The organism is Faecalibacillus sp. TM498 (assembly GCF_020589955.1).
GTDB classification, from domain to species: Bacteria; Bacillota_I; Bacilli_A; order Erysipelotrichales; family Coprobacillaceae; genus Faecalibacillus; species Faecalibacillus intestinalis.
Genome location: NZ_JAJDKB010000017.1, coordinates 26,001 through 50,401 on the forward strand (window position 1 = coordinate 26,001; position 24,401 = coordinate 50,401).

Below are 24,401 nucleotides of genomic sequence, written 5' to 3' on the forward strand. Positions count from 1 at the left end.
CTTTAAAAACATATTTTTCAATTTAACAAATTTCATATTAATTTTCTACTTTTAAGCCTACTATGTTTATAAACCAATACTTTAAATATTTTTTATCTTTGAATATTAATTTAATCTTTATTGACCTTTAAATAGCTTTTCTCTATTTCTTTTCTTTTAAATTCTTCCTTATCTATTCTTATTCCTTTATCATATGCATTTGAAGTTTTCTCATATAATTCTAAAAGTGCAATTTTCTTATTTATATCATCAATATTTTTTCCTTCAAACTTTAATAACGTGTTATTAAGATATTTAGATTTATTATATTCATAATCAAAATAACTATCCTCTTTAAAAATTTTTGATAAGACATTCATACAATAAATCCAAACAGAAACAATAAAAAAAAGAAAACATATCATTTCATATGTATTATATTCATTCAGTTTTTGATTTAATAAGACAAAATTGGACAAATACAAAGATAAAACAAAAAAATATAATTCAATAAATTTTTTTGTTAATAATTCCCATTGTACAAAGTTATATTTAAAATCATATTTAATTTTAATCTTATATTGAATTTTGTCTATCACCACAAATATAAGGACAAAAATAGTCAATACAAAAATATTTTTAAAACTAAAAATATATATAATTTCTCTAATCATTTTCCTATTCAATCTTAATAAACTAAAATTTGGAAAAAATATATATGTACTCATTACAATAACACCAAAAGTCATAAATTCTAATAAACTAACACCTTTAGGTATTATTTTTTCCATTTTCTTCTCAATATATTTAATATCCATTATCATTTTCCTCTCACTATTATAAAACCAATTACTTATATTAACAACAAATCATAAATCTTATATTTTTCTTTAAAATTATAAAATTAAAACTAAAATTCGCTCATTTAAAATGAGCGAATCAATCTTAATATTCAATTTCTTTTAAATATCTACTTAAAGCATCTTGCCATGTAGGTAATGGTTTAAAACCATTTTCTACAAGTTTTGACTTATCCAATCTACTATTAAATGGTCTAGCAGCTTTAGATAAACCATATTCTTCAGTAGTTACTGGTAAAACTTCTGTTGTATATCCTGCTTGTTTAAAGATTTCTACTGTAAAATCATACCATGAAATATATCCACCTTCATTAGTAGCATGATAATAACCATATTTATCACTTTCAGCCATATCTACTAATAATCGAGCAAGATCATAAGTATATGTTGGTGTTCCAATTTGATCATTAACAACTTTAACTTGTGGATATTTCTTTCCAACATTTAACATCGTTTTAATAAAATTTTTACCATTAACACCAAATACCCAAGCAATACGAACAATAAAATATTTATCTAAATTAGAAGAAACTGCAAGTTCACCTTCTAATTTAGTTTGTCCATAAACATTTAATGGTTTGTAATCTTTACAATCAGGATCCCAAGGTGTTTCACCTTGTCCGTTAAATACATAATCTGTAGAAATATAAATCATTTTACAATCTAACTTTTTACATACTAAAGCAATATTTTCTGTTCCTTTAGCGTTAACTGCTCTTACTTTTTCTACTTTATCATCATCTTCTGCTAAATCAACAGCAGTCCATGCTGCACAATGAACAACAACATCAGGACTGATTTTTGTAATTTCTGATTCTACAGCTTCTTTATTTGTAATATCTAATTGAACATACTTTTGAAAATGTTCATTACTTTCAGTAATATCACTTCCAATTGCTTCATGTCCTCTTTGATTTAATTCATTCATAACGTCATAGCCTAATTGACCATTAACGCCTGTTACTAATACTTTCATTGATTTACCTCCCATTATTCTTTATCTAAAACAAATGCTTTCTTCAAACTTAAATTAGGATTATAAAAACGATCACTATATAACATATAGCCCCATTTATCTTTGATATAATCATGCTCTTGTACAAAACGACGATATTTAGCACTATTTGTATCAACTGTATCATCACCTCTAGATTTAGATTCATAATGATATAGTTCTACTTGATTTAAACAAATATTATAATATCCTTGTTTCAATAACTTTAAGTTGAAATCAACATCATTGAATGCTACTTGTAGATCTTCTTCCAAACCATTGACTTCTAAATATTTTTCTTTAGAAACCATTAAACAAGCTGCAGTAACAGCGCTGTAGTTAAATGGAACTGATAATCGTCCATAGAAACCAACATCTTCTCTTGGATTATCAATAAAACAATGTTGTGCAATTCCACCAATTCCTAAAATAATACCGGCATGTTGAACCGTATTATCAGGATATAACAATTTAGCACCTACTGCCCCAATATGCGGTTGCATTGCATAGCCAACCATTACTTGTAACCAATGTGGTGTAATAATTTCAGTATCATTATTTAATAAAACAATATATTCACCTTTAGCCGCTTCTACAGCTTGATTATTGATTTTAGAATAGTTAAATTCATAATTAGCATCAATAACTCTAAAGTTAGAATATTTATTTTGATATTTTTTAAATAAATCAAAAGTTTCTTTCTTTTCACTATTGTTATTCATTAAAATAACTTCATAATTTTTATACGTTGTTTTTTCAAACAATGATTTTAAACATTGTTCTGTAATATCTGCATAATCTTTTGTTGGAATAATAATAGAAACCATAGGTTCTGTTTCATATTCATATCTTACTAAATAATAAGGTACTCTTGGATGAACAGTTACTTTAGCTTTAATACCACGACGTTTTAAAGCATCTTCTACTGCCATTCTTCCTTTTTCAACAGCATAACCTTTACTATCAATTGTTGCTGCCGTTGAACCTTCAATCATTCGCCAATGATATAAAATCTTTGGAATATGATAAACACGTTCGGGTGTTGTTTTTTCTAAAAATCTTAAGAAAATATCGTAATCTTGTGCCCCTTCATAACCTACTCTAAAACCACCAATTTCATCAACAATTGATTTTCTCATAATTTCAAAGTGACAAATATAGTTACTTCCAAGTAATGAATCAGGTGCATAATCTGATTTAAAGTGAGGATCTCTTCTTAATCCTTCCATATCCATTTTATCTTCATCAGTGTAGATAAAATCTAATTCTTTATTTTTATTTAAAGCCGCTACACATTCAGCTAATGCATTTCTAGCAAGTAAATCATCATTATCCATTAAACCAATAAATTCACCGCTAGCAATATTTAAAGCATCGTTTGTTGCTTTAGAAATATGTCCATTTTCTTTACGATGATGTACTTTGATTCTAGAATCTTTCTTTTCATATTCATTTAAAGTATCAATTGTTTCTTGTAAAGTTGAACAATCATTAGATAAACATATTTCAAAGTTTTGATATGTTTGATTTAAAATAGAATCTAAACATTCTGCTAAGTATTTTCTTTCCACATTATAAACTGGTATACAAATTGAAATAAGTGGATTGTAAGAAAATTGAGGATGTTCTTCAAATGGTTTTTCATTTTTTTCTAACCATAAAAGATATTCTTTTTGATTTAAGAAATTATAAACATCTAAAAATTTATTTTTTGTTTTCTTATTTTCTTTAATACGTTTTTTACTTTGTTTTAATCTATTTGGTGTTAAAACAAAATGATATTCCTTAGCTATATATTTAACTTCTTTACCAATAGCATAAGTATTTACTTTTACTTTATTTTTACTTGAGTTTGCTTTAACCAAAATTAATTGAAAAAAAGTTCTTATTTTAGATTTTATTCTTTTAAGTAGGTTATTTTTTCTTACACAAATCAATTCTTTTTGATTATCATGTAATAAATAAACTTTGATTTTAGAATCACTTTTATTTAAAGAAAGTGATAATTCATAATTGTCACTAACTAAATCTGGCAAAAATTTAGCTTTTCTTTCCTTTCCATCAACCACTACTTCAAGTGAATATTTTTGCAAATCACAATTTCCTCTCATGATAAATGTTGGATTAACAATGCCATGTACATGAGCCTCTCTAATATTTATGTAATCTAATGTTTTCATACATATCTCCCTTATATTTCCTCAGCGAATCCTTTTTCTAATTTTCTAAAAATAAACATACCTAACACAAAACAAATAATAGCCATGACAGCCATGTAGATTACACTAGACATTGCTGGTAACGTATGATACATAAAGAAATCACGGTAGGCACTTACGATATGTGTAAAAGGATTTAAATAAAGTACCCAACGAATAGCTTCTGGAAATAATTCTGCCGGATATAAAATAGGTGTTCCATAAAATAACATATTAATAACAAATTGAATAATATATTCTGTATCTTGAATATAAACATTGATTGCACTTAAACCAAGAACCATTCCTGCTGTAATTACAAATTGAATCAACGCAATAAATGGTACTAATAAAATATGCCAACTTAATCCAAGTCCACCAAAAACACAGAAAAGAATAATAATCAAACAAGCGATAAAAAAGTTAACAAGTCCACTTAATGTGGCTGATATTGGTAAAATTTCTCTAGGAAAATATACTTTTTTAATAACACCTGCATTATTTTTAATACTTCCCATTCCAAGTCCCATAACTGTCGTAAAGAAGTTCCATGGAATAACCCCACAAATTAAATATTGAAGATAATTATCTGTTTTGATTCTCATGATATAAGGAAATACAATGGCATAAACGGCAACCATTAATAATGGATTTAAGAATGACCATAACACTCCTAAAAATGAACCTTTATATTTACCTCTAATATCTTTTTTTACATTTGTTTTTAATAATTCACGATAGTCATATAAGTTTTTAAATAATTTCATTTTCTTTTTCTCCTATATGATATTAATCTTTAAATCTTTTTCAGATATAACTTTATCTTTTTCATCTAATAATTGAACAAGAATAGAATGTTCTCCTAATTCCATTTGACTTACATCTACAAAATAATCAAATCCACATTCATCATCATTTGTTCCATAACCACCATATTTTTCTTGATAAGCCATTAAAACATCACTTCTATTTATTTTTCTCATTTCAGTAACCTCTTGATCATCAAAAGTTACTTTTAAACGATCATTTAAACAATCACTCAATGACCATCCAGAAATTGTAAATTGAGCTGTATCTTTTTTAACTTCAGCAAATGATTGAGGAATATCAACAACAACAATACCATGGTAAGTATCTAATGGTTTTTGATATTTTTTCTTAGCTTCTTCTTTATGATCTAATTTAACTTGTTTTAAATATTCATCAATAACATAAGTTGGATCACCATCTAATTTAAATTCACCTTTATAGATCCAAACAGCACGTGTACATAAATCTTTAACTGTATCTAAACTATGTGAAACAATAACAATTGTTTTATCACTATCTCTTAATTCTTTTAATTTATCAAAACATTTATCTTGGAAATGTTGATCTCCAACCGCTAAAATTTCATCAATTAATAAAATTTCTGCATCTACATTAATAGCAATTGAAAAAGCAAGTCTCATATACATCCCAGAAGAATAAGTTCTAACTGGATTATCAATAAATTCTCCTAGTTCTGAAAATTCAATGATATCATCTACTCTTTTTTCAATTTCAGCTTTTGTTAAACCAAAAACTGCTGCATTAAAATAAATGTTTTCTCTTCCTGTAAAATCCTGATGAAATCCCGCACCTAATTCAAGTAACGAAGTCAACTTACCATGTGTTTCAATTGTCCCTTCATTAGGATAAATAATCTTAGTCATCAACTTCAATAAAGTTGATTTACCACTCCCATTTGTTCCAATCAAACAAACAGTTTCACCTTTTTTAATATCTAAATTTATATTCTTCAATACCGTATGAACTTCTCTATTGCTTTTTCCAAAAGATAATAATCTTTCTTTTAAAGTATGAGCTTTGTCATACTCAACTTTGAAATATTTTGTCATATTTCTAACTTCAATAGCATTATTAATATCCATAAGCCCTCCATATCATTCGTATTATATCATAATATATTTCTATTTCAAATTTGCAACAAAATAACTCAATTCTTTATTAAATCTCTTAATTTACGATACCATTTTGTCATTTTCCAAGATTTTGAATTGTAAACCATTTGCAATTCATCCTTTAAACTTTTAATTTCCCTATCTTTTGATTCACTATCATTTATAGTATCTTCTAACAATTCTCCACCATTTACATATAAATCATCATAATTAAAATAAATGGTTAATTTTTGTTTGCTTTCAACATTTATTGGAATTAAAATTTGAGGATCTATAGTAGAAAAAATGATTTTATTATTATATTTTTTTCCACCTATAATAGTATAATTGTTTATTTTATCAACTCCTAAAGATATTTCAAACCTATCAATAGTTATTCTTCCTATATCATCTGGATCAAAACGTATCATTTTAATGTTCTTATCTACATCTAATTCTAAAGTAAATGTATTATTATTATTATTTTGATCTAGCAAATATTTTTTTGAAAGCTTATTTTTCTCATTAAAACCATTACCTTCATCAAAAAATATTTCTGCAATCAATTCATTAGTGATATATTGATCAAGGGGAGATATGTTTTTTTGAAATAATTGACCTACTAATTTTCCTGAATCAGATATATTTTCAATTTTAAGAATTTCTTCTAACAATCGTTTTGATGAATTTCCATCTAAATGATTATGAAAAAAAGGCATCATTTCTTTTATCTTTATATGTATCATGATTTTCAATAATTAAAGATAAATTTTTTAATAGTTGTGCTTGTGTTTTTACAATTGCTCCTGGCATAAGTAAAGTTGGATCATCTACTATAAATCCCCTATCTTCCTTGTATTTTTCAATATCAGGACATGAAAAAATAATTGGTTTATTTAATAATAAATAATTAACATATATAGATGAATAATCAGTAATTAACCCGTCAAAAGCATCCATTATATGATAAATAGTACATAAATGTTCATTCATAATTTCAGTATTTAAAAAAATAATTCTTTTAGATAATTTAAAATCTTCTTGCTTATATAATTTATTACCTTCAAAATGGACTTTAGTTACAATATAAATATTATTTTCTTCCAAAAATTCATCTATTTTTTCAACATCATAATCTGAATAATTAAAAATATTATTTTCAAAATGTTCACCTTCATCTTTTAAACCTTTTCTCATTGTAGGAAGATAAAAAAAGAGTTTGCTTTAGGAAATGTCAGTATCTAATAATTCTTTTAATTTTTGTTTTGAATTATTATTAAACATCATATCGTTTCGAGGATATCCCGTCTCTTTCACTTTATGGGGATCTACTGAAAACATTCCACTAAGTGTAATGTGCGAAAATCTTGAAGTTGCTGTAATTAAATCTGTTTGTGTTGTTATAACCTTTAATCCTTTCACATAAGTTTCACTTGCTGCTGCACTATCAAAAAATCCAATAACCTTTAAAGGAAAACCATGCCAAGCAGCAATATGAATCTGTCCAATTCTTTTATTATAGGCAAAATCAAAAGATGAAGTGATTAAATAATGGGCTTTCTCAATGATTTCTCTTGCCTCTCTAGATCCCTCTAACACACACTTTATTTCCTTTCGGTTTAATAATTCAAACATCACCTTATCTTTTATGACCTAACATGTATCATAACTAGTATTTATGTTAATATACTCCCAAAATCCTCTAGGATTATCTGCAAAATCAGGACTTGATCCAAATACCATTAAATTATTTTCAATATTCATCTTTCCACATCCTTATCTTAATAGCTAAATTTAATATTCTACTTATAAAAATAGCAGGTAGTCTTATCTTTATAATAACACTACCCACAATCTTTATAAACTATTCTAAAAATAATTTCAGCAATTAAAACTAAAAACTATAAAAAATATACATATTTATAACAAGACTATTTTATTTCAGCAATGAATCCTATGTTATTAACATATTTTTTTTCAAAAGAATCAAAATAATTTGAATTTTCTAAATATACCGGACTGTCATAAAAAACCAATATATACTTACTATTTATTTTTCTAATTTTCTCATTAAAACTTTTAAAATTCATATTATAAAAATCCCAATCACTAAAATCCTGCATAGTAATATCTTGAAACCAAAAATTATCTTCATAACGAACAGCACCAGGTATACATGTTTCATCCGCCAAATCAATACAATTATACACCCATTGATATAAGTCTATTCTTTGTTCATCGTACGCAGGTAAAAATAAATATGTATTATTAAATTTCACTATATCTACATAATGTTGCGAACGTACTTCAGATAAAATATTTGGATTTTTATTTTGAAGTCGAGTTTCTATATTATTAGCAAAAATTGCAAACAACAAAATCCACATTCCCCAAACAGAACATGATAAAATTTTAGTTTCATTCTTTGTATATAAAAACCCTTCATAATTCAATAACATAATTACAAGCCAAATTGGATAATACATCTTATAATAATAATAAGTAGAGGCTTTGCCTTTTAAAACCATTATAAATATGATAATAGAAAAAACAACTAATAATGGAGTTAAAATCTCTAATAAAACATTTTCCTTTTTTCTAATAATCATTAAATATCCTAAAATTGCAACAGGAATAAAGAAAATAAAATTTGAAAATAATTCTCTATAGCATCCACCTTCATTGTTTATTGCATTTGCAACGGTTACTCCATTCGTAAAAATGCTTCCATAAACAAAATATAGTCCTAATATACAGGGAACAAGGAATATTGCACAAGATGTTAAAATTGTACCCTTCGAAAATAAACACTTAGCCTTTGATTGTTTAAAAAACACACATAAAATTACAGCAAAATATAGTACTGGCACAAATAATACATATGTTTCAAAGACACCAAAACATGTTAACATTAATAATAAAATACAAAATTTTATAGATATTTCATTTTTCATATAAAACTCCATTAATAAAATAATGATACCTATAATCGTAATACTCATTCCTAAATATGTAAACCCAAATAATGTAACATTCAACGGATAAGTTATTACATATATTCCTGAAAGTAAAACACCTATAATTTTTTCAAATGAACTGCTAATTTTATGTCTAATAACACAGTAAAACATTGCTGCTGCTAATCCTAAATTTAAAATATCAGCTAGCACATATAATTTATAAAAAGCTGATGGAGATACAAAAACACCTAAAAATTCAATAAATAACGCATTCCAAACCATGTCATAAAACATCCCATCAACTTTTTGAAAATTTATAGTATAAAGAGCATTTTTAAAATGAACTCCCGCATCAATTGAAGCATAATTTATTCTCAAAGACATACCAGAATAATGTACTTTTGTAAAATAAATTAATCCTAACAACAATAATACAATAAAGATTAAATCTACTAACTCAAATTTATAATGTTGAATATCTTTATACTTAATAATTATATACCAGAAAAAAATTGAAGATATTAAATCAACAACACCTATAGATATAACATTAATTGGAATGCAAAGTACCTGAAATATTCCAGAAATCAATGTGTGATAACAACTTAAAACTATTATTAAAATTATTATCCATTGTAAAGCAAATAATTGTTTTTTACTTTTTTTCCAAAAAAATACACTCAAAAATAAAGATCCTGCACCTATTAAAAATATAAGAGATGCAATTATTGAACAATTCACTCTCTTCCCTCCCTTTTTATGCTAATCAAACAAAATAGAATGCAAATAATTATTTCAATCAAAATACACAAAAATATAAAATTTCAATTACATAAAATATCGAACTATATTAATCAATACAAATAAATGAATAAAAATAATTATTATCGATATGATGAAATTGGCACGTTTTTTTGACAACTTCTTTGGTGGAATTAATGTAATCAATAATAATATAACAACAGGAATAAAATATCTTCCTTGTACACCCTCAGTGACGTATTTGCCAACTGGAGTCCACTGAAAATTCATTCCTAGAATAACTAACATAAACACAAAAAGCGATAAAAATACTAACCATATTCTATTAGATAACTTAAACTTCTTATTTTTTGTTTCCTCAAATAAAATCGGTGTCCCAAATAATAAGCCATAGTAACCATAAAAAGAAACTCGATTCAATGGTATAGCTAAAACTCCTAACATCCCAATAAATGATTTTACATAAAAATCAAATTTATTATTTAAAGTTTCTACATACATATAAAATATGTTTTTAGGATTTGATAATAAAAATTTGATCTGAGCAGATTGATTTACATTATTTACTTTCACATAATTATCTAACGACTCTATTGTCTGTGCATTTACTTTTAATAATGATGTACAATAATATGATGTAAAAATAAGCAATACCATCAAAATACATATTGCATATTGATTAATAGTCATTCTCTTTAATTTATCAAATAATAAAAAGTAAATTCCAAATATTGGTAAATAAATATATTTAGCTAAAAAAACAATACCAATCATTGTAAAAACAATTATTATATCTATAGTTTCTATTTTGTCACTATTAAATTTCATTTTAAGGAAATATGCAATAGCTAATAAACAGATTGTATTAATTAATGAATCAGATGAAAATGACATTTCCTGTTGAATGAGCATTGGATTGAAAAAATACACAAAAAATACCCACTTTCCAAAAGGAATAATTTTTAAAATATTATAACCTATAATTATAAAAATCAACAAATTCATCATTCTTCCACAGTAGAATCCAAAATATACAGATAAATGTAAGATCCTTGTTATAAATAAAGGAATTGCAGAAAAAATATATAAGATAAAATGATATGAACACGCATTTTGATATAATGTTAATGATTTATAATTATTAAATTGAAAAATAGCTGGCAATATATCATTGTAATTTCTTATTTCTGTTACTAAATATTTTGTAGTTATTTTTACATCTCTTATAAACGAAAAATTAAATTGCGACGTTAGGTATGCTTTAGCAAAATGAACAGGTTCATCTGGTACACTTCCTGGAAGAATAAGAAATGTAAAACATAAACCTATTGGTATAATAAATAATCCAAAAATATAAGCAACATTGTCTTTAAATTTTATAAAAGCAATGAAAATTGCAAATATAAATAATGCAATTAAATATATATCTATCAAAAATAATATTGGATTAATTAACACCTCATAATACCAAGAACAAAACACCTTTAACGTCAACAGTAATAGTCCTAAAAAAGCTAGCCATTCTATAATATAAAAATTTACCTTTTTTATTTTAAATAACCCATCTATTTTTTTCACAACACCTTGATCTTTGTAATTACAGCATAATATTAATAATATTACAAAAATTTCAATCATAGAAAAAAATGCGATTTTTTTACTCTCATATCTTTCATTTGTGCCTATAATTCCTGTTAATAAAACATTATCATTAGATTCATTATTTATTTTTAAACTTCCATCATGATAAGTACAGCTATAAATACTTAAGTCATCATTGTTACTGTGCACTTTCATATCTAAAGAAAATCTATCACATTTACTATACCGATTACTTTCTATATTTAAATTATACTTAATTTTTTCTGGTACTATATTAATCGTATCACTATATATTTGTTTACCTTTTTCATCTTTTAATGATACATCTATAAAAGAATCACCTTGTACCGTTTGTATTATCATTTGTAATTGATTAATTGATAAAGAATTAATCCATATTTTTTGCGATAATTTATCCCCATCTTGTAACGAAATTTTTTGAAAAACATCATTTTTTTCTATAATATTTTTCAAATCATTACCATCACTATATGTTAAAATTTGAGTTGTTCCCTCATCAATGCCATTATAAGAAGAAACTGTCTCTATTTGCTTTTTGTTCAATTCAACACAAACAAACACCTGTGTAATTATTAATAACATTATGCAAAAAAAATACTTATAACGTTTTATTTTTCCTACTATATTTTTCATTAATTACCTCCTCAAATTAAATATTTATCACTAAGTATTATTACTGTTTTCTGCTTTTACATAAAATCTATTTAATAATTTTGAAATACATTCAGGCCAAAACTTTTTAAACATAATCATATCTTCTTTTGTTCTAATACGTTCACCTATAATTTCAGTTGTTGTTGATTCTTCATGAACACGATGTCCCATTAAACATTCCTTGACAAAAGTAAACTTTCCGTTTTCTTTTGATAATTTTTCCCAAGCAAACCAATCAACATCACAAACAAAATTGCATTTAAAGATATCTTGTGTATGTATATTTGATGTTACAAATGTTACAGCAGGACAACATATTGCATTTCCAAATCTTAATACAAGTCTTTTTCCAAATCTCGTTTTTGATAATAAATTAATTCTTATAGGACTTAGTAAAATTCTTTTTATTTTTAAATTTAAATTTGAATAAACATTTTTATTTTCTCTAATCTCATAATAATCAGAAAAAATAATTGATGATGTAGGATATTTTTTATACTTATTAACTATCTGATATGAATATTCATAATCATATATATCATCTTGATGTGCGATTGTTACTAGCTTGGTCATTCCACATGAAATAGCATAGTCAAAATCATAGCCTATACCTTTCCCTGGGTTAGGATTTATATTTACTTTTAAGTGATATTTATTAGCAAGACTATATATGTATTCATTTGGTGTAGATGTAGCAATTACAACATTACTTTTATACTTTTGATTTAAAACAGATTTTATACACTCTTCTAAATACTTTGACTCCTTATATGCTAAAACAACATAAGTATGCATTTGAAAATTCCTCCCATTTTATCTATTTTTTTTACCATTACCTTTCATTTCTTCAACTTCTTTTTTCAATAATGAGATTTCCTGAATTAAAAGTACATTTTTTTTACTTAACCCTGTTATAATTACAGTTAATGACATAATCAAAAATAAAATTAAAACTAAAATAAACCCTATTATTAAATTTGAAATTGTTTGAAAGCCAAACAATTGTGCAAACTTAATAAACAAATTTGGTAATAAAGCCAATAAAGCAATAGCAATAGCTGGTATAAACCATATTATAGCAAACTTAACATTAATTTTATTTTTTCTAAGCGTTACTAATGTGACAATTATCAAGAGGAATGCCACCAAAAGCAATGAAATAGTTAATTTAGAGTTATCCATTTTTTCTTTTCCCCCTCAATCCAAAAACTAATAGTGATAAAATAACGTTAATCATGTAATAAGCATTTTTCCAAGCTCTAATCGATGATACGCCACCCTCTCTTTCTCTCATTGCTACAGGGACCTCTTTTACATTATATCCTTTTAATATCAGATCCATATTTGTTAATGGTTCCGGATATTCAACTGGATAGTCTTGCGCAAACATTTTTATTATTTTTTTATTAGCTGCTCTAAAACCAGAAGTCACATCATAAATTCTTTTTTTGGTAATTAAGTGTATTGTGGATGAAATAATTTTTATTCCTATTCTTCTCGCAGCACTGGACTTAAATTCACTAGCATTTTCTGTCACGAATCTTGATCCTATAACAAAATCTGATTTTTCATTAATAATAGGATCAATAATATTTTTTGCATATTCAATATTATGTTGACCATCTCCATCATATTGAATAGCTATATCATAATTATATTCATATGCATATTTATACCCTGTCTGCACTGCACCACCAATTCCTAAATTATGAACCAATGAAATAACTGGTATATCATTTCCTTTACATATTTTTAAGGTGCTATCAGTTGAACAATCATTTATAACCAAAATATCATAATTAGTTTTATATTTTGAATTATATTCATAAATTTCTTTACAAGTTTTTAAAATACTTGCTTCTTCATTATACGCCGGAATAATGATTAATATTTTCTCATTCATAACAATCTCCTTTACTAGCTTTTTTTCCTATGTTTAATCATAATTGGAATTAGAGTATCCATTATTCTATATCTTAACATAGGAAAAGGCTTCATAACTGTATTAAATAGGTTAAATACTTTAAAATAATTTTCCCATCCTAATTCTAATGGTGTATTGGCCCAAGGAGTTTTATTCCAATAAAACATATATTCATTAGTATATGTATGCTTATTTCCAACCCTCCATGGTCTTTCTTCTCCAAGAAAATGAATGATAATGGGATTATTACATTGCACTTGATAATCCACTTTAGAAATAAATTTTGTTGGTTTCATCATCTTAACCAATGCTTTATAATTATAAAATCTATAGCTATTACAGAAATTATAGCTTATTGGTATTTGTAATATATAATCTTTTAACGCACCATTTATAGCACATTGATCATTAGCAAATAATCTGCCTTGATGTTCCTTATAGAAATTTAAAACTATCTTACCTGCATTCATTTCTTTCCATTTTTCCATATTTATTAGCAAAACCCCCGCATTATAATACGGCTTTGTTAGTTCTAAACTTATCGCTTTTTTTCTTTCACTATTTGCAGTTGGCTCTACTGCTGCACCAATTACATAATTACTAAGATCTATAGACCATAAATCATGTAAACTTCCTCTTACCATTGTATCACCATCTAAATAGATAATCTTATCTACATCATTAGGTAACAAACGATCAAAAAACAATCTAGCTAAGACAATATCATTCCAACTACTTGTATCAAAATCAAAATCTATATAATCTTTTACATTCGATAATTCTATTATACATATTTTTTTTCCGTATTTTTCCACATATCTTGTTAATGCGTCTTTATTATCATCAGTAATTCCTTTAGACACAACATAAAAACAAACATCCTCTTCTTTATTATTTTCACATATAGAACATATTCCTGTAGCTAATTGGGGCACAAACTTGTTATCAACTGTATAAACTATATTCATCTTTTTAATACCTCCTAAAAGTTAACATTTGCCTAATAGAAATAAAATTCTTAAAGCAATTTCCCCACCTAATGTTATCTTTAATTTTTTCGGATAAAATAATTTTTTTATTTTATTAGAAAAAGATTTATTTTCATTTGCAAATAAACTTAATACACTAGCTGTTTCATCATGAAAATCATTTATATATGCTTTTTTAAAATAGCATAGACTTTGATGCCACTTTTTCATTTCATCACCACATATTTCAGTAGTCCACCATCTTTTTACAGATGCTAATTTAGATTTATTTCCTGATGTCACAGCAGATTCATGTCTTCTAAATTTTGCTAAAACTGTTTTATTAGGAACAATTTCCCCTATTGACGTTGCTATCCATTGACACCATATATCATGTGCTAAATTCTTTCCAATAATATAATCAAAATCCAAACTATCTACCAAGGCTCTATTTATCATTTGTGTAAATCCAGGAGCATATGTATAATAAATCCCCCTTTCAAAAGAATAGCTGTTTAAAATATTTTCACCGCTTCTTAAATATTCCATATTTTGATTATAATAATCAAATGCACAATATGTCATCGCTGGTATAGTAGAATCAACTTTTTCTAGGCACTTAACTGATGATTCTATTTTTTCAGGTAGCCAGTAGTCATCTTGATCACAAAAACAATAATATTTTGCACGTGGAACATTTTTTAATATTTCCCAAAAACAATCCGGATAACCTAAATTTTTTCCACAAGAATCCACCTTAATAAAATTAATTCCATTGATTGATTTCCCACAATATTCATTAATAATATCCATTGTCTTATCTGTTGAATTGTCATCTCTTATATATACATCAATATTTTTATATGTTTGATTTATCAAACTATCTAATTGATCTCTTAAATACTTTTCCCCATTGTATGATGCTAATAAAACAATTACTTTTTCCATAATTTCTCCTAATCTTCACTTTTTACTAATTTTGAATATTCATATAAAAAATAAATAGTATACAATATTACATGCAATACCATCGTACTAGTATATCCGATTGTCGCGCCGTGTATTCCAAATGTGCTAATAAACAAATAACTTATTATAACGCTAAAAATTGCATCTATTAAATATATAATTAATTGCATCCCATTTCTACGCATCGTAATTAGTGCTGTAGAAAAAACACCTGCAATCGCATATAAAATTGCACCAAATATAATTATTATTAAATCTAATACATAAGCATTTAAATCAATAGCATAAACAATTCCTAAAATTGGAATACCTACAGTTGCTGCTCCTAACTCTACAATAATTCCTAAAACAACTAATATTCCCAATATCTTAAAAATAATATTCTTGAATTCTTTATATTTTTTTTGATTGTAACATTCAACAACATTTGTAAGTAAAGGTGCCATTATATATTGACCACATAAACTCATAACAGTGCCAGGCATAACAATTATACTAAATATTGTTTGAAATCTATTATCTAGCAATATATCAATCACGTATTTTGGAACATTAACAATATAAACAGCTAAAAAAGAAAAAGCAAAAACTGAAAATCCTTTTTTGAATAAACCAAATATTTTATTCCATCTAATTTTTTGAAATTTATTCAAATACTTTTTAGATTTTTTTATATCATATAAAAAAACAAATAAAAAGCTATTTATATTAAGTGCAACACATGAAACTATTATGTCTTTTGTTAAAAAATCAATAACAAAAAAAATGATAATACCAACTAATGATTTGAAAAACAATGATTTCCCTACTATATATAATTCATCATTTTTTTGTAAAAAACCATAAAAAGTTTCGCTCATAGCTTCAAATAACTTATATAAACAAAGTAATATAATGATAACATTTTTCTCTAAAGAATACTTTTGAACAACTATAAATACAATTGCTATTAAAAACATCATAGTACATGTAATACATTTATGCACTAAGTACTCATAGTTATTTAAATTTTCATTTATGTCTGAAACTTGATATGTCCTACCAGCGTATATTCCTACAATAAATAATAAACAAGCAATAGAAAATGCAAAACTAAAAATTCCAGCTATTTCTACCCCATTTACCCTATTAATAATTATCAAAAAAAATAAAGAATTAAAAGAGTTAACAGTAATACCTAAAGTATTCCATATTGCATTTAATTTAAGATTTTTTTCCATTAAACATCCTTTAAAAATATACAGTTATTAAACACATAGTATATTTTACCCTTTCTATAATATTGAAAAATATTTATACATTTAATATTTTACCATTTTTTTATTATATTCGCAAAAAAGCATATAAATTGGATAATATAATTATAAATAACAAGCATTTATTAAACTTCTAATAGTTAATACTACTAAAAAACACGGAAAAACGTTTATATATTTATAAATGTTTTCTTTTAAACAAATTTTTTTATTATTAATAATTATAATAATGGTATAAATAATTGGTATAAAATACCTTCCTTGAACTCCTTCAATGTGATCATATCCTAATGGCGTCCAATAAATGCACATTGATAATAGTACTAAAAAGAAAACTATAGAATTTATACATATAAACAATATTCTCATTCTACCATCTATTTTATTTTCTTCTTTCTTTAATGCACTAATCAATAATAACAATCCCCAACATTTAAATAATTCAAACGGTAATTTAACAGTAAACCAACTTAAATCTTGTCCTAAACATGAATAATAATACCATTCTAATTTAAGATTTATAGTATTTATAAATAGTGCTATTCCTTCTATTGGGTGCGTAATTAGCCATCCAATTGAATAACCTTCTGTCCCACTCCAAGAAATAATATGCTTAGAAACAGCAGTAGACTCTACAACTTCTTTAGATGATGTACTTCCAAATGAAACAAAATTAAGCAATAATATTAAAATTGAAATACTCAATACTAAAATAATCTTATGTTTTCTTTCTAAATGAACATTACCATTTATATTATCAAATTTAGATAATATTGGAACTAAAAGTAAAAATGAATAAATAGCACTTTTAATACTTAATAACAGTACCGCTGCAAATAAATATTTTATATATTCATCATACCGTACATCTTCGCTATGATAAACGAAGAATAAACCATATGCCAAACAAAAAAATGCTGAAGCATTTAAAATTGCATCATAAGATAAAGACATCATTTGTTGGGAACACATAGGAAGAATAGATATCATAAACAATAGTTGTTTTCCAATAGGAATTTTCTTTATAGAAAAATATGTAAGCCAGATGTAAAAAAATAAATTAAACAACCTAGCAATATATAGAGTAGGTGTAGCTCCAAAATGCATAATTCTTGCGAAAATAGTGCCTATAACTGCCGGAAAATACCAAAATATTTGCTTCCAATTTGCTGAATCTTCATCTATTGTTACATATTCACCATTATCCTCACCTGAAAGTAAATGTGTATAACTATAATCATAACTTTCTTGATTTGGAGCTTGTGGTAAATGCTCATAAATATATTTTTCTTCTCCTCTTAATGTTGTCTTATCTTTTTCAACACCCATAATTTGACTTGCAAGTGAATACGTAAGCCTCATGTGCGTTGCTTCATCAGGAACCATACCTGGAATCATAATTAATGAGTAAATTATACTTATCGGTATCATAACTATTAAAAATAATTTTTCTAATTTGTAATCTTTTTTTGATAAGATATAATTTATTCCCACAAACAGACAAATTGAAATAACTACAAAAAAGAAAAAAATCATCTTTTGTATTGAAGATACTGATTGTCCATGTGTTATTACACAACTTTTAAAAAAATACACAAGTATAAATATTATCAATACATTACATATTATCTTAAAAATTTTATCAATCTTATTATTTTCTTCAACATCTTGTTGAAGAGTATTGTTTTCTTCCAAAATCTCATCTTTTTGGTTATCATATTTATTAAATACAAATTTTTGTTTTGCGTGTTTCATTCATCTACACATCCTTCAATAAAAAAGCTTGATAATATCATCAAGAACTTATCACATTATCTAGGTATTATCAATAAAAAAAGGCTATTTGCTAATATTGTTTTATTATTTTCTTCCAAAATAATTATAAATTAGCATAAGCCTTTACTCAATTACGCATATTTTTCATCTTACTATCTATTTTTTTATATATATTCGCCGTTCCAATAACAAACAATAATAAATAATATGGTGAATATAGAAATAGATATCTTGCACGTGCTTCAAACAATAACAAGAATAATGTTATCCCGATTATAGTTAAATTAATAACTAATAACTCATGATTTCTAATTTTAAATATCGAAAATATACTCATAAACAATATTAAGAGCCATATAGATTGTAAATAACTTTCAAAATATTTATAATATTCTCCATTATTATAATACATCTTTTTCAAAAATATTGATTTATTTTCGCTAATAGTTTTTTGATAAAAATTTCCTTCTATCCCCCATGCAAATGATCCATCATCATAATTTATAAGCGATTTATCAATCAATAATTGCAAATATCCGTTGACTCCATATTGATTTAACCTTTTCTTTATTTCTTTAATATTCGCTGTTTTTTTATTATCAATTCCTTTAAAAGAAGTAGTATACTCCACATCTTCATAAAGAAATACACCCTTCATTTTTTCATTCATCCCCATCATCATGAAATGTGTCATAGGCATCTCAACATCAATATTTCGCTCATAACCTAAAAAAGACTTTGAAAAATTATTGATTATTCCAAATAATAATACCGATAAAACAATAGCAATTATACTTTTAAACAAAATATCTAATTTTAATTTTTTATTACCAAACAAATAGCTCCATATTTCTATAATAGCAATAGCTATAATTGAAATAATAACTGTCGGTTTAATTTTATAACCTATTAACGATATTAATACTAGCACAAATATATATACATATTGATCCAAGTTTTCCTTATTAAAGAAAATATATAAAACACTTGTGGTAAAAAACATTGCATATGTATCTGAATAAGGAATTACAATCCATGGAGAAAACATTAAAAATAATGTGCTTATAAATACAAATAAAACACACATATGCTTATTTTTGGATATTTTTCCTATAATTTTTATCATCATGATAATAGAAAGATTTACTGAAAGTGCACTCACTATAGACATTAATAAATGCGAATCTATACTACATATATATGCTATTTTAGAAATGATAACAAAGATGAACAACAAAAATAAATTATTTGGATAAATTTGTAAATATGTATTAAAACTATTTCCTTGATTTAATTTGATTCCCTCCATCAATTGATCTGTTGCTACTCTTAGCTGCGCAACATCCCATCCTGATAGGAAAAAAATTTTATTAATTATATATATTTGTAAAATAAATGTAACAAAAAAATAAATCAATAACAAAATATTACATTGTTTTTTAGTTAATTTGTCTACATATTTTTTTATAAATTTATTGTATATTACTACTAAGATAGCAAATACTACTATTCCTATAATTAATAATTTAATATTAGAAAACAAAAATTTCTTTTTGCAAGGAAATTCTCTCCTATTTGCTACAAATAAATTAATAAAAAGTATACCCGCCATCATAACACCAAATAATATAGCTATAAAATTATAAAATATTGGATATATTTTTTTTGTTGACTTCATATATCTAAACTATCCCTCCAAAAATACATGTCTTGATATAAAATTCCATATCATAACAGTTCCCGTAGATATAACCTTTGCAAACAAATAATAAATTTTAACTGTATCCACAAGAATATACATCATAACTTGATTAATTCCTAATCCTATAATCGCAGTAATAAAGAATCCTGTCATTTCTTTTGTTTTTGACATTTCTTTTTTATCAACAAAAACATATTTAATACTTAAAACATAATTAAATAACAGTGATACTGTAAACGCAATTCCTGATGCTATTATTACGTCTACATTAAAAAATTCTTTTAAAACAATCAACAATATATATTCAATAGCTGTAGCAAAAACTCCAACCAATCCGAAATTAATAATTTTTTTAATCATTTTCTTTACCTACTGATTTAGATTCTAATAAAACATCTATATTATATCTTGGTCTTTCTTTTACCTCTACATAAGTTTTACCTATATATTGTCCAATTACTCCTATTGAAAGCAACTGAACTCCTCCTAAAAACCAAATAGAAATCATTAATGATGACCAACCACTAACTGTATTTCCTACAAAATGTCCTATAAATGTATATATCATTGCACAAACAGAAAATACTATTGCTAAAAAACCCACCCAACTAATCATTGTAATTGGCTTAATGCTAAATGAGGTAATACCATCAAATGCAAAACTTAACATTTTCTTTAATGGATATTTTGATTCCCCTGCCATTCTTTCTTTTCGTGCATAATACACACAAGAGGTTTTATATCCAATTAATGGTACCATTCCTCTTAAAAATAAATTTCTTTCTTTATAATGTCCTAATTGTTCTACTGCTCTTGCACTCATTAATCTAAAATCCGCATGGTTATATACGCTTTTTACACCCATAACTGTCATTAATTTATAGAAACTTTGTGCTGTGAATCTTTTAAAGAATGAATCTGATGTTCTATCATTTCTAACACCATATACAATATCATTTCCTTTATTAAATTCATCAATCATATTTTCTATAACATTAATATCATCTTGTAAATCAGCATCTATAGAAATAGTTGCATCTACATTTTTATACGATGACATTAATCCTGCATATAATGCATTTTGATGACCTACATTAGCAGCCAAATTTAAACCTGCAACCCATTTTTCTTGTTCATTAAATTTTGAAATAAGATTCCATGTCTGATCCTTACTTCCGTCATTTACAAATAAAATATAACTATCTTCATCTATTTTCCCTTTTTCAAGTAATTTATCAAATAATTTGCACAATTGTTTTGTTGTATCTTCTAGTACTTCTTCCTCATTATAACATGGCACTACTAACGCTAACTTCATTTTATCACTTCCTTATTAATATTACTTTTACCAAGTTGATTATAAGTCACCTAATCTTTATAGTCAAACTCTTATTTATTATGAATATTATATAATCAAAAAAAGATGCAAATAATATATATTTCAAATACATATTAATTACATCTTTTATATTTAGATATTTGGATCAGTTGGATCCCATCTTTGATTTGCTGGTATTTTGGGAGCACTCGGTTTACTTAATGGATCTGCACCACTAACAATATCAACTCTTGTCCCTAAACTACAATTATCATAAATCCATTTAGCATCTCTACACATCAATCTAACGCAACCATGCGAACAAGTTGTTCCAAGTTTATTAAATTCACTCGTTTGTAATGTATATGGATTTTGTTGACCGTATGGTAATGAATGAAATAATATACCATTTACAATTCTGGTGCAGTATTGCCCATAGCTTGGACCCACTAAATATCTCCATCTGTATTTTACAGGTGTATAATATGTTCCATATGGTGTCCCATTGCCTGTTGAACAAACAAATCTTTTATAGGCAATATTATAATCGCCTGTACCATTAGCTGCTAATACGGTTACAACATTTGTTGATTTATTTACTCGTAGTACATATGAGCTTTTCATACCCAACAATCCTTGAGCATCTTCATATAATGTTCCATTTGCATCTTTACATACTTTAAATCCATTTTTATCTTCAAACGTTATGCATGATAAATGAGAAATACCTAGATTGGTAATATTTTTAGGATATAGTTTTATTTGAATTGATTCAATTCTATAGCCTCCACCAGTTGTACCAGCTATTCTATCATTACATGTCCATCCTAGCCAACCAAAATCCTGACATTGAACCCTATAGAAAACATCATAATAATTACTAATTTCTCCTGTAAGTCTTATTTTAATAGCTTCTATTCTTTTTGATTGTCCTATTGTACCTGAAATAGAATCATTACTAGAATAATTCATCCAGCCATAATCTTGTACATGTGTACTATATTCAATATTTCCTTCATAGGAATTATCACCTAATCTGATTTTTAAAGCCTCTAATCTCAACCCTTGCCCTACAGTTCCACTTGTATTACCATTATTAACATAATTTTGCCATCCAATATTTTGTACATGTGAACTATATTCCACTTTTCCTTGTTCAACAAAAGGTCTAGAAATATCTCCAGGCGCATTTCCACCTTTTTCAACTAAACATATTTGAATTGCTTCTACTCTTAATTCAAGTCCTTCAGTACCTGCTTTAGAATCATTGCAAGTCCAAGACATCCATCCTAAATCTTGTGCATGTACTCTATAATAGACATCATAATAATTACTTATTTCACCAGTGAGTTTGATTTTTATAGCTTCTACCCTTTGGGATTGACCTGATGTTCCACTTATAGAACCATTCTTTCGATAAGATTGCCATCCTATATCTTGAATATGAGTACTATATTCTACACTTCCACTATAAGGTAAATTACATAATGAAACCTTTATTGCTTCTATTCTTTTTGATTGTCCTGACGTTCCACTTGTTTTTCCATCTCCAACATTAGATAACCATCCATAATCTTGTACGTGTGATGAATAATAAATACGTCCAGGATAAACAAATGGATTTTGCGTGTTTTCAGGTATTTGGTCACCTTTTTTTATTAATTTAATTTCTATACCTTCTAATCGTTTACCATAAGTTTCACTACCAGCGCTTGCTCCATTACAAGCCCAATCAAGCCATCCATTATCTTGAATATGTACTCTATAATACACATCATAATAATTTGCTATATCTCCTACTAGCTTAATCTTAATAGCTTCTAATCTTTTTGATTTTCCTTCTGTTCCACTTAATTGATCATCTGATACAAAACTGGTCCATCCAATATCTTGAATATGAGTTGCATATTCAATGGATCCTTCATAACTTCCTAAATCCAACTTCATTTTAATAGCTTCTAGTCTCTTTGATTTACCAACAGTTCCAGAAACGCCTTCACTTATATAATTACTCCATCCGTAATCTTGTACATGTGTTTTATACATTATTTTTGGTGTAATTACTTCCTCTGGTGAATTTGTTGTAACTTGATTAGTTATTTCATCGTTCCCTTCAGTAGTATTAATTTCACTGTTTTCATTATCATCTACTATTTCAGTATTCTCATTTTGATCTACATCTTGTAAATCATCTTCATTTATAGAAGAATCATTTGTATTATCTTCTACTACTTCATTGGAAGAATTTTCTATCTGATTCGTTTCAAAAGCTTTTACATTTAAAATAGTACTGAAAATCAATAGCAAAGAAACTATAATGCTTAATGTCTTTTTCACATTCTCACCTCCCTAACTTAAGTTTACAACATTTATTAACATATAAAAAGGTAAATATTTGGTCGTTCAGTATCTAAAACTGTTGTTTAGTACTGTTGCCTATTATTTACCTTTTGATTATTTATCTTTTATAGAAGCAATTATTTGTACTTCCTGGTGCACTGCTTCCTTTTTTTACAAGTTGGATTTGGATTGCTTC

General features: G+C 25.9%; 19 protein-coding genes and 1 pseudogene. All 20 read right to left on the reverse strand.

Annotated features, from left to right (window positions below):
- Positions 1-110: 110 nt before the first annotated feature.
- Positions 111-797: a hypothetical protein gene (locus LJD32_RS07110; RefSeq protein ID WP_175302079.1), complete on the reverse strand. Its 687-nt coding sequence runs from the start codon at positions 795-797 to the stop codon at positions 111-113.
- A 127-nt stretch (positions 798-924) separates the two neighbouring features.
- Complete coding sequence (gene rfbD / locus LJD32_RS07115) at positions 925-1,815, reverse strand: dTDP-4-dehydrorhamnose reductase (RefSeq protein WP_227392035.1); 891 nt, start codon at positions 1,813-1,815, stop codon at positions 925-927.
- Between the two features lie 14 nt (positions 1,816-1,829).
- Positions 1,830-4,013, reverse strand: a complete 2,184-nt coding sequence (locus LJD32_RS07120; protein WP_227392036.1) for a glycosyltransferase family 2 protein — start codon at positions 4,011-4,013, stop codon at positions 1,830-1,832.
- Between the two features lie 11 nt (positions 4,014-4,024).
- Complete coding sequence (locus tag LJD32_RS07125; protein WP_227392037.1) at positions 4,025-4,798, reverse strand: ABC transporter permease; 774 nt, start codon at positions 4,796-4,798, stop codon at positions 4,025-4,027.
- Positions 4,799-4,810: 12 nt separating this feature from the next.
- Positions 4,811-5,944 (reverse strand): ABC transporter ATP-binding protein, encoded by a 1,134-nt coding sequence (locus LJD32_RS07130; RefSeq protein WP_227392038.1) that lies wholly within the window; start codon positions 5,942-5,944, stop codon positions 4,811-4,813.
- A 65-nt stretch (positions 5,945-6,009) separates the two neighbouring features.
- Entirely contained in the window at positions 6,010-6,627 is a 618-nt protein-coding gene (locus LJD32_RS07135) for a hypothetical protein (RefSeq protein ID WP_227392039.1), read from the reverse strand.
- Between the two features lie 28 nt (positions 6,628-6,655).
- A pseudogene (locus tag LJD32_RS07140) lies at positions 6,656-7,588 on the reverse strand (CDP-glycerol glycerophosphotransferase family protein).
- A gap of 296 nt (positions 7,589-7,884) precedes the next feature.
- Positions 7,885-9,654 carry a hypothetical protein gene (locus tag LJD32_RS07145; RefSeq protein WP_117867583.1) on the reverse strand — a complete coding sequence of 590 codons (1,770 nt, stop codon included), beginning with the start codon at positions 9,652-9,654 and terminating at the stop codon, positions 7,885-7,887.
- 87 nt (positions 9,655-9,741) lie between these two features.
- Entirely contained in the window at positions 9,742-11,931 is a 2,190-nt protein-coding gene (locus LJD32_RS07150) for a DUF2142 domain-containing protein (protein WP_227392040.1), read from the reverse strand.
- Positions 11,932-11,961: 30 nt separating this feature from the next.
- On the reverse strand, positions 11,962-12,747 hold the full coding sequence (locus tag LJD32_RS07155; RefSeq protein ID WP_107029779.1) for a glycosyltransferase family 2 protein: 786 nt from the start codon (positions 12,745-12,747) through the stop codon (positions 11,962-11,964).
- Between the two features lie 18 nt (positions 12,748-12,765).
- Positions 12,766-13,134, reverse strand: coding sequence for a DUF2304 domain-containing protein (locus LJD32_RS07160; RefSeq protein ID WP_107029780.1), 369 nt, complete (start codon positions 13,132-13,134; stop codon positions 12,766-12,768).
- Entirely contained in the window at positions 13,127-13,855 is a 729-nt protein-coding gene (locus tag LJD32_RS07165; protein ID WP_117346248.1) for a glycosyltransferase family 2 protein, read from the reverse strand. The genes LJD32_RS07160 and LJD32_RS07165 overlap by 8 nt, the downstream gene beginning before the upstream one ends.
- A gap of 14 nt (positions 13,856-13,869) precedes the next feature.
- Positions 13,870-14,844 (reverse strand): glycosyltransferase family 8 protein, encoded by a 975-nt coding sequence (locus LJD32_RS07170; protein ID WP_227392041.1) that lies wholly within the window; start codon positions 14,842-14,844, stop codon positions 13,870-13,872.
- Positions 14,845-14,865: 21 nt separating this feature from the next.
- Positions 14,866-15,792 carry a glycosyltransferase gene (locus tag LJD32_RS07175; RefSeq protein ID WP_227392042.1) on the reverse strand — a complete coding sequence of 309 codons (927 nt, stop codon included), beginning with the start codon at positions 15,790-15,792 and terminating at the stop codon, positions 14,866-14,868.
- Positions 15,793-15,800: 8 nt separating this feature from the next.
- Positions 15,801-17,033: a lipopolysaccharide biosynthesis protein gene (locus LJD32_RS07180; protein WP_227392043.1), complete on the reverse strand. Its 1,233-nt coding sequence runs from the start codon at positions 17,031-17,033 to the stop codon at positions 15,801-15,803.
- A 141-nt stretch (positions 17,034-17,174) separates the two neighbouring features.
- Complete coding sequence (locus LJD32_RS07185) at positions 17,175-18,824, reverse strand: DUF2142 domain-containing protein (RefSeq protein ID WP_117346246.1); 1,650 nt, start codon at positions 18,822-18,824, stop codon at positions 17,175-17,177.
- Between the two features lie 148 nt (positions 18,825-18,972).
- A complete protein-coding gene (locus LJD32_RS07190) occupies positions 18,973-20,523 on the reverse strand; it encodes a hypothetical protein (RefSeq protein ID WP_227392044.1) in 1,551 nt (516 codons plus the stop codon).
- 9 nt (positions 20,524-20,532) lie between these two features.
- Complete coding sequence (locus tag LJD32_RS07195; protein WP_227392045.1) at positions 20,533-20,907, reverse strand: GtrA family protein; 375 nt, start codon at positions 20,905-20,907, stop codon at positions 20,533-20,535.
- Positions 20,900-21,865, reverse strand: coding sequence for a glycosyltransferase family 2 protein (locus LJD32_RS07200; RefSeq protein WP_227392046.1), 966 nt, complete (start codon positions 21,863-21,865; stop codon positions 20,900-20,902). The genes LJD32_RS07195 and LJD32_RS07200 overlap by 8 nt, the downstream gene beginning before the upstream one ends.
- A gap of 153 nt (positions 21,866-22,018) precedes the next feature.
- Complete coding sequence (locus LJD32_RS07205; protein WP_227392047.1) at positions 22,019-24,202, reverse strand: L,D-transpeptidase family protein; 2,184 nt, start codon at positions 24,200-24,202, stop codon at positions 22,019-22,021.
- Positions 24,203-24,401 lie beyond the last annotated feature (199 nt).